Annotated in this window: 10 protein-coding genes; all 10 read left to right on the top strand. The window is 39.7% G+C overall.

Annotated features, from left to right (window positions below; translation table 11 throughout):
* The first annotated feature begins 27 nt into the window (after positions 1–27).
* The 10 genes from gyrA to HMPREF2987_RS01525 all read left to right on the top strand — a co-directional run bounded on the left by gyrA (position 28) and on the right by HMPREF2987_RS01525 (position 12710).
* Positions 28–2496 carry a DNA gyrase subunit A gene (gyrA, locus tag HMPREF2987_RS01570; RefSeq protein ID WP_075229039.1) on the top strand — a complete coding sequence of 823 codons (2469 nt, stop codon included), beginning with the start codon at positions 28–30 and terminating at the stop codon, positions 2494–2496.
* Positions 2496–3242 (top strand): class A sortase, encoded by a 747-nt coding sequence (locus HMPREF2987_RS01565; protein WP_075229038.1) that lies wholly within the window; start codon positions 2496–2498, stop codon positions 3240–3242. The genes gyrA and HMPREF2987_RS01565 overlap by 1 nt, the downstream gene beginning before the upstream one ends.
* Before the next feature lie 155 nt (positions 3243–3397).
* On the top strand, positions 3398–4474 hold the full coding sequence (locus HMPREF2987_RS01560; protein ID WP_075229037.1) for an aspartate-semialdehyde dehydrogenase: 1077 nt from the start codon (positions 3398–3400) through the stop codon (positions 4472–4474).
* Positions 4475–4832: 358 nt separating this feature from the next.
* Positions 4833–5768: a 4-hydroxy-tetrahydrodipicolinate synthase gene (gene dapA, locus HMPREF2987_RS01555; RefSeq protein WP_075229036.1), complete on the top strand. Its 936-nt coding sequence runs from the start codon at positions 4833–4835 to the stop codon at positions 5766–5768.
* Between the two features lie 103 nt (positions 5769–5871).
* Entirely contained in the window at positions 5872–6735 is an 864-nt protein-coding gene (dprA, locus tag HMPREF2987_RS01550) for a DNA-processing protein DprA (RefSeq protein ID WP_075229035.1), read from the top strand.
* 118 nt (positions 6736–6853) lie between these two features.
* Positions 6854–8941 (top strand): type I DNA topoisomerase, encoded by a 2088-nt coding sequence (gene topA, locus HMPREF2987_RS01545; protein ID WP_075229034.1) that lies wholly within the window; start codon positions 6854–6856, stop codon positions 8939–8941.
* Between the two features lie 107 nt (positions 8942–9048).
* Positions 9049–9408, top strand: coding sequence for a YbaN family protein (locus HMPREF2987_RS01540; protein ID WP_075229033.1), 360 nt, complete (start codon positions 9049–9051; stop codon positions 9406–9408).
* Positions 9409–9500: 92 nt separating this feature from the next.
* Positions 9501–10133: a copper homeostasis protein CutC gene (locus HMPREF2987_RS01535; RefSeq protein WP_075229032.1), complete on the top strand. Its 633-nt coding sequence runs from the start codon at positions 9501–9503 to the stop codon at positions 10131–10133.
* 43 nt (positions 10134–10176) lie between these two features.
* Positions 10177–10833 (top strand): MmcQ/YjbR family DNA-binding protein, encoded by a 657-nt coding sequence (locus tag HMPREF2987_RS01530; protein WP_075229031.1) that lies wholly within the window; start codon positions 10177–10179, stop codon positions 10831–10833.
* Positions 10834–11147: 314 nt separating this feature from the next.
* On the top strand, positions 11148–12710 hold the full coding sequence (locus HMPREF2987_RS01525) for a 2-isopropylmalate synthase (RefSeq protein ID WP_075229030.1): 1563 nt from the start codon (positions 11148–11150) through the stop codon (positions 12708–12710).
* Position 12711 lies beyond the last annotated feature (1 nt).

Genomic DNA, 12711 nt, shown 5'->3' with positions numbered 1-12711 from the left:
ACTAATAGTGAAATGAGGCATTTGTTAATGCAAGATAAAAATTTAGTGAATGTCAATCTGACAAAGGAGATGAAGACCAGCTTTATTGACTACGCCATGAGTGTTATCGTATCGCGGGCCCTTCCTGATGTTCGAGATGGATTGAAACCAGTTCATCGTCGTATTCTTTACGGTATGAACGAATTGGGTGTGACACCTGACAAACCCCATAAGAAATCTGCCCGTATTACAGGGGATGTCATGGGTAAATACCACCCACACGGGGACTCATCTATCTATGAAGCTATGGTTCGTATGGCTCAATGGTGGAGCTACCGTTACATGCTTGTAGACGGTCACGGAAACTTTGGTTCTATGGACGGTGATGGTGCCGCTGCCCAGCGTTATACTGAAGCACGCATGAGTAAGATTGCTCTTGAGATGCTTCGTGACATCAATAAAAATACGGTTGATTTTGTAGATAACTATGATGCCAATGAACGTGAACCTGTGGTTCTCCCAGCTCGTTTCCCAAATCTTTTGGTCAATGGAGCTACAGGGATTGCTGTTGGTATGGCGACCAATATCCCACCGCATAACTTGGGTGAAACGATTGATGCTGTTAAGTTGGTTATGGATAATCCAGAAATTACCACCAAAGATTTGATGGAAGTTTTGCCTGGTCCAGACTTCCCAACTGGTGCCCTAGTTATGGGTAAATCAGGTATCCATAAGGCTTATGAAACAGGTAAGGGTTCGATTATTCTTCGTTCTCGTACAGAAATCGAGGAAACAAAAACAGGTCGCGAACGTATCGTTGTTACCGAATTCCCATATATGGTCAACAAGACTAAAGTCCATGAGCATATCGTGCGTTTAGTTCAAGAAAAACGTATTGAAGGTATTACAGCCGTTCGTGACGAATCTAACCGTGAGGGTGTTCGCTTTGTAATCGAGGTGAAACGTGATGCATCTGCGAATGTTATTTTGAATAATTTGTTCAAGATGACTCAGATGCAAACTAGCTTTGGATTTAACATGCTAGCTATCCAGAATGGTGTTCCAAAGATCTTATCTCTTCGCCAAATCTTGGATGCTTATATTGAGCACCAAAAAGAAGTGGTGACTCGTCGTACTCAATTTGACAAAGAGAAAGCTGAAGCGCGTGCTCATATCTTAGAAGGTCTCTTGATTGCACTAGACCATATCGACGAAGTGATTCGTATCATCCGTGCTAGTGAAACGGATGCAGAAGCCCAAGCTGAATTGATGAGCAAGTTCAAGTTATCTGAACGTCAAAGTCAAGCAATTCTCGATATGCGTCTTCGTCGTTTGACAGGTTTGGAACGTGACAAGATTCAGTCAGAATATGATGAGCTTATTGCTTTGATTGCTGACTTGGCAGACATTCTTGCAAAACCAGAACGTGTAGCGCAAATCATCAAGGAAGAATTGGATGAGGTCAAACGTAAGTTTGGCGATCCACGTCGTACTGAGTTGATGGTTGGTGAAGTCTTGACGCTTGAAGATGAAGACTTGATTGAAGAGTCTGATGTTCTCATCACTCTATCAAATAAAGGTTATATCAAACGTTTGGACCAAGACGAGTTCACAGCTCAAAAACGAGGTGGACGTGGCGTTCAAGGAACTGGAGTCAAGGATGATGATTTTGTCCGTGAGTTGGTTTCGACCAGCACACATGATCATTTGCTCTTCTTTACCAATAAAGGACGTGTCTATCGTCTTAAGGGATATGAAATTCCAGAATATGGTCGAACTGCCAAGGGCTTGCCAGTCGTCAATCTTTTGAAACTAGACGAAGGTGAAAGTATTCAAACCATTATCAATGTCGAATCTGAACGTAGTGATGATGCCTATCTCTTCTTTACAACACGAGCTGGTATTGTTAAGAGAACCAGCGTTAAAGAATTTGCCAATATCCGACAAAATGGTCTCAAAGCCTTGAATCTGAAGGATGAGGACGAATTGATTAATGTCTTACTAACTGAGAAAGACACAGATATCATCATTGGTACTAAATTAGGATATGCAGTTCGATTCAACCAGTCTTCAGTCCGTGGTATGAGTCGCAGCGCTACAGGTGTTAAGGGAGTAAATCTCCGTGAAGGTGACACAGTAGTTGGCGCTAGAGTGATTACCGACCAAGATGAAGTCCTTATCATCACTGAAAAAGGGTATGGGAAACGTACAGTTGCCACTGAATATCCAACTAAGGGCCGTGCTGGTAAAGGAATGAAAACAGCCAATGTCACTGAGAAAAATGGTCCACTTGCGGGTCTTCTGACTGTTAAAGGAGATGAAGACTTGATGATCATTACAGATACTGGTGTGATGATTCGGACTAATGTCGCCAATATTTCTCAAACTGGACGCTCAACCATGGGAGTGAAAGTCATGCGTCTAGACGAGAATGCCAAGATTGTGACCTTTACAAGTGTTGCAGCTGCGGAGAAAGAAGAAGTTGGGACAGAAAAAGAAACAGAAAGTGAAGCATAATGTCTCAAAAAAAGAATGTAAGTAAAAAAAATAAACGTAAGAATCTACTCATTAATATCCTAGCAGGATTCTTAATCGTGCTATCAATTGCTCTGATCTTTAACTCGAAAATTCGTGATATCTTTATGGTTTGGAATACCAATAAGTATCAAGTGAGCCAAGTAACAAAGGAAAAGCTTGAAGAAAACTTGGAAATAGAAGGAAATTTTGATTTCGATTCTGTAAAGGCTATCTCATCCGAAGCGGTTTTATCTGCCCAGTGGGATGCCCAACAACTTCCTGTTATTGGAGGAATTGCCATTCCTGAAGTAGAGATTAACCTACCTATCTTTAAAGGTTTGGATAATGTTAACTTGTTCTATGGAGCAGGAACCATGAAACCAAATCAAAAAATGGGAGAGGGAAATTATTCTCTAGCTAGTCACCATATTTTTACCGCTGAAAATGCAAGTCAGATGCTCTTCTCACCTTTGGTCAATGCCAAAGAAGGCATGAAAATCTATCTGACTGACAAGGAAAAGGTTTATACCTACGTTATTCGTGAAGTCAAACACGTTACACCTGATCGTGTTGATGAAATAGAAGATCGTGAGGGTATTAATGAGATTACTTTGGTAACCTGTGTGGACTATAACGCAACAGAACGGATTATCGTAAAGGGAGATTTCAAAGAGATGAAATCTTATGCAGAAACTCCATCAGATGTCTTAGAGGCCTTTAATAAGCCTTACAAGCAAAGATATTAATAAATAAGATTATTGAAAAAGGATTCGCTAAAATTAGCGAGCCTTTTTCTTATTCATTCAGAAAATTGATATAGAAAAGACTTTTCATTTTTATGAAAAAGTAGTATAATGTTTCTATTATAGAAATTTTTAGAAAATTCCGAAAGAGGTTACTTATGGGATATACAGTTGCTGTAGTCGGCGCGACAGGTGCTGTCGGTGCTCAGATGATAAAAATGTTGGAAGAATCAACACTTCCAATCGAAAAAATCCGTTTACTTGCTTCTGCACGTTCAGCAGGTAAGACTTTGAAATTTAAAGATCAAGATATTACGATTGAGGAAACGACTGAAACAGCATTTGAAGGAGTTGACATTGCTCTCTTTTCAGCAGGTGGTTCGACATCAGCTAAGTATGCACCATATGCAGTTAAAGCAGGTGCAGTGGTAGTTGACAATACTTCTTATTTCCGTCAAAATCCAGATGTACCATTGGTTGTTCCTGAAGTCAATGCTCACGCCCTTGATGCCCATAACGGAATCATTGCCTGCCCTAACTGTTCAACAATCCAAATGATGGTGGCTCTTGAACCAGTTCGTCAAAAATGGGGCTTGGATCGTATCATCGTTTCAACTTATCAAGCTGTTTCAGGTGCGGGCATGGGTGCTATCCTTGAAACGCAACGTGAACTTCGTGAAGTTTTGAATGATGGTGTAAATCCACGTGATTTGCAAGCTGATATTCTGCCCTCAGGTGGTGATAAGAAGCATTATCCAATTGCCTTCAATGCTCTTCCACAAATCGATCTTTTCACAGATAATGATTACACTTATGAAGAGATGAAGATGACTAAGGAAACTAAGAAAATCATGGAAGACGATAGTATCGCTGTTTCAGCAACTTGCGTGCGTATTCCAGTATTGTCAGCTCACTCAGAATCAGTTTATATTGAAACAAAAGAGGTTGCTCCAATTGAAGATGTCAAAGCAGCTATCGCAGCTTTCCCAGGCGCAGTTTTAGAGGATGATGTAGCTAATCAAATCTATCCACAAGCAATCAACGCTGTTGGTTCACGCGATACCTTTGTAGGTCGTATTCGTAAGGACCTAGATGCTGAAAAAGGTATCCACATGTGGATAGTTTCTGATAACTTGCTTAAAGGTGCGGCTTGGAATTCAGTTCAAATCGCAGAAACTCTTCACGAACGTGGTCTTGTTCGTCCAACAGCTGAATTAAAATTTGAATTGAAATAGGGAGTAAAACAGAAATCAGCAACTCGAAGAGTTTGATTTCTTCCTCACTTTTTGGATTTAAGGCTCGGGCAAAAAAGGTTCGCAGGACCTTTTTAGTACCCCTGCACAGTTGATTAGGTTATCTTTAGGGATTTGATGGCATGTTAAAACTTAAGGAAGAACTTACTTCGTAAGTCTTATCTGCTACCTTAAAGCATTGCTTTGAGCAATCAACCACTGCGTTATGATACAGAAATCAGTAACTCGAGGAGTTTGATTTCTCCTTCGCTACCTAACGAATCTACTTGTTTTACTTACAGAACAGGAGGCAAAGGCAAGTATGCCCCAGCCTCTTTCTTATATAGAGAAAGGTGTTTATATGTCCTATCAAGATTTAAAAGAATGCAAAATCATCACAGCTTTTATAACTCCCTTTCATGCAGATGGCTCTATAAATTTTGATGCAATTCCAGATTTGATTGAGCACTTATTGGCCCATCATACAGATGGAATTCTATTAGCGGGAACTACTGCTGAAAGTCCAACTCTTACCCACGATGAGGAACTGGAGCTTTTTGCAGCGGTTCAAAAGGTGGTTCAGGGGCGTGTTCCTTTGATTGCTGGTATCGGTACAAATGACACACGTGACTCGATTGAGTTCGTCAAAGAAGTAGCAGAATTTGGTGGCTTTGCAGCAGGACTTGCCATTGTTCCTTACTACAATAAGCCTTCTCAAGAAGGGATGTACCAGCACTTTAAAGCTATTGCCGATGCATCTGATTTGCCAATTATCCTCTATAATATCCCAGGTCGTGTAGTGGTAGAATTAACTCCTGAGACCATGCTTCGTTTGGCTGAACATCCAAATATTATCGGTGTCAAAGAATGTACCAGCCTTGCTAATATGGCTTATTTGATCGAGCATAAACCAGAGGAATTCTTGATTTATACAGGTGAGGATGGTGATGCCTTCCATGCGATGAACTTGGGTGCTGATGGAGTTATCTCTGTCGCATCGCATACAAATGGTGATGAAATGTATGAGATGTTCACAGCTATCGCAAACAGTGATATTAAAAAAGCAGCTGCAATTCAAAGACAATTTATTCCTAAAGTCAATGCTCTCTTCTCATATCCAAGTCCAGCTCCTGTTAAAGCTGTGCTGAATTATATGGGATTTGAAGCTGGGCCAACTCGTTTGCCTTTAGTTCCAGCTCCAGAAGAAGATGCTAAACGCATCATCAAGGTTGTTATAGATGGTGACTATGAAGCAACTAAAGCGACAGTAACTGGTGTTCTTCGTCCAGACTATTAATAATTCGATGAATGATTAACTTCCTAAACAAAATATTTTTGTTAGGAAGTTTTTTTCTTTTATTTACGAATAAATAACTAGAGAGATAAACAAGGAGTCGATGATGAAGATAAAAATTGATAATTTTGAGATCTATAAGTTGAAGCAAGCAGGTTTAAGTAATCAGCAGGTATTGAAGGTTCTTCAATTTGGAGAAATTTATGATCAAGAGTTAAGCTTAGAAACAATTGCAGAAGCATCCGAGTGTCGCAATCCCGTTCTCTTTATGGAACGATACCACAAACTAAGCCTTGAGAGTATGGACCGTTTAAAGAGAGATTTTGAAAAATTTCCGTCCTTCTCCATTTTAGATGATGTCTATCCTTTTGCCCTTTGTGAAATCTACGATGCACCAGTTTTGCTTTTCTATAAGGGAGATATAAATTTATTAAAGTTGCCCAAAATTGCAGTTGTTGGAAGTCGCACTTGTAGCCAAACAGGTACAAAATCAGTTCGTAAGGTTGTTCAAGAATTGGAAAATGAACTAGTCATTGTCAGTGGTCTTGCTAGGGGAATTGATACGGCAGCTCATATGTCTATTCTTCAAAGTGGCGGAAAAACTATTGCTGTCATTGGTACTGGCTTAGATGTCTACTATCCTCGATCGAATAAACGTTTGCAGGACTACATCGGTCAACATCACTTGCTCCTCAGTGAATATGGGCCTGGTGAAGAACCTTTGAAATATCATTTTCCAGCAAGAAATCGGATTATAGCAGGATTATGTAGGGGTGTAATTGTTGCAGAAGCTAAGATGCGTTCAGGAAGTTTGATTACATGTGAACGAGCTATGGAAGAAGGAAGAGATGTCTTTGCCATTCCAGGTAGTATTCTAGATGGACGTTCAGATGGTTGTCATCATTTGGTACAAGAGGGGGCAAAGCTGGTTACAAGTGGTCAAGATGTCTTGGCAGAATTTGAATTTTAGAAGTCTATAAGATTTCAATAATCAAACTTTTCTTCTATATATAGTAGTTAAGTCTTGACAGGTCTCTAAAAATGGTTTACACTTTATAAAGTTTATTACTTTGAAAAGGTGTGATACTGTGGCTACGGCAACAAAGAAGAAAAAATCAACAGTTAAAAAAAATCTAGTAATCGTGGAGTCGCCTGCAAAGGCTAAAACGATTGAAAAATATTTGGGTAGAAACTATAAAGTTTTAGCAAGTGTCGGTCATATCCGTGATTTGAAAAAATCCAGTATGTCGGTCGATTTTGAGAATAACTACGAGCCCCAATATATCAATATTCGCGGAAAAGGTCCTCTGATCAATGACTTGAAAAAAGAAGCTAAAAAATCCAATAAAGTCTTCCTCGCAAGTGACCCGGACCGTGAAGGAGAAGCTATTTCTTGGCATTTGGCTCATATTTTGAATCTAGATGAGAATGATGCTAACCGTGTTGTTTTCAACGAGATTACAAAAGATGCGGTAAAAAATGCCTTTAAAGAACCTCGTAAGATTGACATGGATTTGGTGGATGCCCAACAAGCCCGTCGTGTCTTGGACCGCTTGGTAGGTTATTCAATTTCACCAATTTTATGGAAAAAGGTTAAGAAGGGCTTATCAGCAGGGCGCGTGCAATCTGTTGCCCTTAAGCTCATCATTGACCGTGAAAATGAAATCAATGCCTTTCAACCAGAAGAATATTGGACGATTGATGGAGTCTTCAAAAAGGGGACTAAGCAATTTCAAGCATCCTTCTATGGAATGAATGGCAAGAAAATGAAATTGGCTACCAATGAAGAGGTCAAAGAAGTTTTGTCTCATCTGTCTAGCAAAGACTTTACAGTGGATCAGGTAGATAAAAAAGAGCGCAAGCGTAACGCTCCACTACCTTATACTACCTCAACTATGCAGATGGATGCAGCCAACAAGATCAATTTCCGTACTCGAAAGACCATGATGGTTGCCCAACAGCTCTACGAAGGAATCAATATTGGTACAGGTGTCCAAGGTTTGATTACTTATATGCGTACGGATTCTACTCGTATTAGTCCAGTGGCGCAAAACGAAGCAGCAAGCTACATTAATGAACGTTTTGGTAGCAAGTATTCTAAGCATGGAAGCAAGATTAAGAATGCTTCTGGTGCCCAAGATGCCCATGAGGCTATTCGCCCATCAAGTGTCTTTAACACGCCAGAAAAAATTGCTAAATACTTAGATAAAGACCAACTCAAACTCTATACCCTTATCTGGAACCGTTTTGTAGCGAGTCAGATGACTGGTGCCATCTTTGATACCATGGCTGTTAAGCTCTCTCAAAATGGAGTTCAATTTGCAGCAAATGGTAGTCAAGTTAAGTTTGATGGTTACTTGGCCATTTACAATGACTCAGATAAGAATAAGATGTTGCCGGACATGGCAGTTGGTGATGTTGTCAAACAGGTCAATAGTAAACCTGAGCAACACTTTACTCAACCCCCAGCACGTTATTCTGAGGCTACTTTAATTAAGACCTTGGAAGAAAATGGGGTTGGACGTCCATCAACTTATGCACCAACCATTGAAACTATTCAAAAGCGCTATTATGTGCGTTTGGCAGCCAAGCGTTTTGAACCGACTGAATTGGGAGAAATTGTTAACAAACTGATTGTTGAGTACTTCCCTGATATTGTCAATGTGACCTTTACAGCTGAAATGGAAAGAAAACTTGATGATGTCGAAGTCGGTAAAGAACAATGGCAACGAGTCATTGATGAATTTTACAAACCCTTCTCTAAAGAGGTTGCCAAAGCCGAAGAGGAGATGGAAAAAATCCAAATCAAGGATGAGCCAGCAGGATTTGATTGTGAAGAGTGTGGTAGTCCGATGGTCATTAAACTTGGTCGTTTTGGTAAGTTTTATGCTTGTAGCAATTTCCCAGATTGCCGTCATACACAGGCTATCGTGAAAGAGATTGGTGTTGAGTGTCCAAGCTGTCATCAAGGACAAATCATTGAAAGAAAAACCAAGCGTAATCGTATCTTTTATGGTTGCAATCGCTATCCAGAGTGTGAATTCACTTCTTGGGATAAACCTGTTGGACGAGATTGTCCAAAATGTGGTAACTTCCTCATGGAGAAAAAAGTCCGTGGTGGCGGTAAGCAAATCGTTTGTAGCAATGGTGATTACGAAGAAGAAAAAATCAAATAAAAAAATGAGTCCTGAAAGTAAATTTCAGGCTCTTTTTAGTAAAGGCTTGACAAAATTCCTTACTTTGTGGGAAACTAGTAGTTGATTATTTTAAACTAGGAGAAGTTATGCGTATTATTTATCTGATTATTGGATTTCTGTCATTAGCTCTGGCTATTGTTGGAGTTGTCTTGCCCTTGTTGCCAACAACACCCTTTCTCTTGTTGTCCATTGCTTGCTTTTCCAAATCTTCTAAGCGTTTTGAAGATTGGCTTTATCATACCAAACTTTATCAGACTTACGTAGCGGACTTTCGTGAGACCAAGTCTATTGCGCGTGAACGTAAGAAAAAGATTATTGTATCGATTTATATCTTAATGGGAATTTCCATTTATTTTGCGCCTCTTTTACCAGTCAAAATCGGTTTGGGATGTTTAACCATCTTTATTACCTACTATCTTTTTAAGGTGATTCCTGATAAAGACTAGCTTTAATAAGTAAGGATTTCTCTTGATAAAAATAAAACATATTCAAAATAATATGATATAATAAATTTAAACTAATCTTCAAGGAGAATCAAATGATTTACGAATTTTGTGCTGAAAATGTGACCTTGCTTGAGAAAGCTATGCAGGCAGGAGCTCGCCGTATTGAACTCTGTGATAATTTAGCGGTTGGTGGAACGACACCAAGCTACGGAGTAACCAAGTCAGCTGTTGAACTTGCATCAAACTATGACACGACTATCATGACGATGATTCGTCCACGTGGTGGTGACTTTGTTTACAATGACCTCGAGATTTCTATTATGCTCGAGGATATTCGTCTAACTGCTCAAGCAGGTAGCCAAGGGGTTGTCTTTGGTGCCTTAACAGCAGATAAGAAATTGGATAAGGCTAACCTTGAAAAATTGATTGCTGCATCTAAAGGTATGGAGATTGTCTTTCATATGGCTTTCGATGATTTGAGCGATGAAGATCAGTTGGAAGCCATTGATTGGCTCAGCCAGGCTGGTGTAACACGCATCCTGACTCGAGCTGGTGTATCTGGCGATTCTTTAGAGAAACGCTTTTCTCACTATCATAGAATTCTAGAACACGCTGCAGGAAAAATTGAAATTTTACCTGGTGGGGGGATTGACATGGACAACCGTCAAACCTTTATCGATCAATTAGGTGTGACACAATTACATGGAACAAAGGTTGTCTTTTAAAAAATAGAAAGGAACTGCTAGCTTTTGGTAGCAGTTTTCGCTTATGTTTGAAATTTTTAAAGCTTATCAGTTTAATAGTAAAAAAGCCAAAGAGTATGGATTTGTAGAAAATCAAGGCGTATGGACCCATAGTTCGACTATCTTGCAGAGAGACTTTCTCATGATGGTTACAGTTGAGGATGGAGTCTTAGGTTTTCAAGTTTATGACCAAGAAACTGGTGATCTCTACCCACAAGTTCATATGACCAGTATGAGAGGTACGTTTGTTGGAACTGTTCGAGAGGCTTGTTTAGAAGTTCTTTATGACATTCGAAAGGCCTGTTTTGACGTGCAGGATTTTATCTGCCCTCAGACTAAGCGCATCATGGATCAAGCTCAAGAAAAGTATGGTAATCAGTTGGAATATCTATGGGAAAAATCACCTGATACGGCAGTTTTACGTCATGAAGATAATCAGAAGTGGTATGCTGTACTAATGAAGATTTCCTGGGAAAAACTAGATAAGTCACGGGAAGGACAAGTAGAAGTTGTTAATCTTAAGCATGATCAAGTAGCTGATTTATTAGTAGAAAAAGGCACTTACCCAGCTTTTCATATGAATAAACGTTATTGGATAAGTCTGCCACTTGATGATACTTTATCAGATGAACAGGTTCTTGAACTATTTGAAAGAAGCTGGTTTTTAACCTCTAAGAAATGAAGGAACATATTTGAGTTTTCAAATACTTTCAATCGGCAAAATATTCTTTATTGAAGAAATTTTCAGAAAATATTGGATTTTTTCTTGACAAGTGATTTTTCCTATGCTAGAATACTAAACAAGACATCAAACAAAGGAGAAAGCCAAACATGAAAACAGCTAAGTTTAATCAATTTGCTTTGTTGTTGAGGTACTCGGACTAGTGCAAAAGCATTAGTCCTGTTTGGCTTACCAAGCGGGAGTAAATCAACATCTCGCTTGGAACTCCGAGCGAGATGTTTTTTCTATATCGAAAATGTGAAGGGAGAATTCTCATGCGTGTAGTTGAGTTTTTAGATACCAGTCTCCGAGATGGTGAGCAGACGCCGGGTGTCAATTTTTCAATTAAAGAAAAGGTTGCTATAGCTAGACAACTTGAAAAATGGGGAATTTCAGCAATCGAAGCTGGTTTTCCAGCAGCTAGTCCAGATTCATTCACAGCTGTCCAAGAAATTGCTAAGGCTATGAAAAAAACAGCAGTAACAGGATTAGCTCGTTCTGTTAAATCTGACATTGACGCTTGTTATGAGGCACTGAAGGATGCCAAGTATCCACAAATCCATGTCTTTATTGCTACTAGTCCTATTCATCGTGAATTTAAGTTGAATAAAAGTAAAGAGGAAATATTGGAAGCTATTAATGAGCATGTTTCCTATGCAAGGAGCAAGTTTGAAGTAGTAGAATTCTCTCCTGAGGATGCGACAAGAACTGAGATTGATTTTCTTCTACAAGTCGTTCAGACAGCAGTTGACGCAGGCGCGACTTATATCAATATACCTGATACTGTTGGTTTTACTACTCCAGAGGAATATGGAAGTATCTTTAAATATCTGATTGACAATGTACAAACGGACCGTCAGATAATCTATTCCCCTCACTGTCACGATGACCTTGGAATGGCGGTAGCAAATAGCCTTGCTGCTGTAAAGAATGGGGCAGGACGTGTTGAAGGAACCATTAACGGAATCGGAGAAAGAGCTGGGAATGCTGCTTTAGAAGAAATAGCAGTGGCCCTAAATATTCGCCAAGATTACTACCAAGCAGAGACAAGTATCGTCCTAAACGAAACGATTAATACGTCCGAAATGGTCTCTCGCTTCTCAGGAATTCCAGTTCCAAAAAATAAGGCGGTTGTTGGAGGAAATGCCTTCTCTCACGAATCAGGTATTCACCAAGATGGCGTTCTTAAAAACCCACTTACCTATGAAATCATCACACCTGAATTGGTTGGTGTCAAGAGTAATAGTCTTCCGCTTGGGAAATTATCTGGTCGACATGCCTTTGTAGAGAAACTGAGAGAACTGGCCTTAGACTTCACAGAAGAGGATATCAAGCCACTCTTTGACAAATTCAAATCACTTGCAGATAAGAAACAAGAAGTCACAGACGCGGATATTCGTGCTCTGGTAGCTGGAACCATGGTTGAAAACCCAGAAGGCTTCCACTTTGATGATTTACAACTTCAAACTCATGCAGAAAATGAAATTGAAGCGACTGTCAGATTGGCTAATTTGGATGGTGAGAAAGTCGACTTTAATGCGACTGGACAAGGTTCTGTTGAAGCTATCTTTAACGCTGTTGACAAGTTCTTTAATCAATCTGTTCGCCTGGTATCCTACACCATTGATGCGGTAACGGATGGAATCGATGCTCAGGCAAGGGTTTTGGTTACTGTTGAAAATAGAGAAACAGAAACAATCTTTAACGCAGCCGGAATTGATTTCGATGTACTAAAGGCCTCAGCTATTGCCTACATCAATGCCAATACTTTTGTCCAAAAAGAGAATACCGGAGAGATAGGTCCAAATGTTTCCTATCGCGATATACCTAGTCTTTAAA

The sequence above is a fragment of the Streptococcus sp. HMSC067H01 genome (assembly GCF_001814775.1).
Classification (GTDB): Bacteria; Bacillota; Bacilli; order Lactobacillales; family Streptococcaceae; genus Streptococcus.
The sequence above is the reverse complement of the archived record's forward strand: the minus strand, read 5'-3'. Positions and strand labels throughout refer to the sequence as shown.

Coding starts and splice junctions, on each gene's coding strand:
- HMPREF2987_RS01540 (WP_075229033.1), top strand. CDS start 9,049: ATGCGTATTATTTATCTGATTATTGGATTTCTGTCATTAGCTCTGGCT.
- gyrA (WP_075229039.1), top strand. CDS start 28: ATGCAAGATAAAAATTTAGTGAATGTCAATCTGACAAAGGAGATGAAG.
- HMPREF2987_RS01535 (WP_075229032.1), top strand. CDS start 9,501: ATGATTTACGAATTTTGTGCTGAAAATGTGACCTTGCTTGAGAAAGCT.
- HMPREF2987_RS01560 (WP_075229037.1), top strand. CDS start 3,398: ATGGGATATACAGTTGCTGTAGTCGGCGCGACAGGTGCTGTCGGTGCT.
- HMPREF2987_RS01525 (WP_075229030.1), top strand. CDS start 11,148: ATGCGTGTAGTTGAGTTTTTAGATACCAGTCTCCGAGATGGTGAGCAG.
- HMPREF2987_RS01565 (WP_075229038.1), top strand. CDS start 2,496: ATGTCTCAAAAAAAGAATGTAAGTAAAAAAAATAAACGTAAGAATCTA.
- dapA (WP_075229036.1), top strand. CDS start 4,833: ATGTCCTATCAAGATTTAAAAGAATGCAAAATCATCACAGCTTTTATA.
- dprA (WP_075229035.1), top strand. CDS start 5,872: ATGAAGATAAAAATTGATAATTTTGAGATCTATAAGTTGAAGCAAGCA.
- HMPREF2987_RS01530 (WP_075229031.1), top strand. CDS start 10,177: ATGTTTGAAATTTTTAAAGCTTATCAGTTTAATAGTAAAAAAGCCAAA.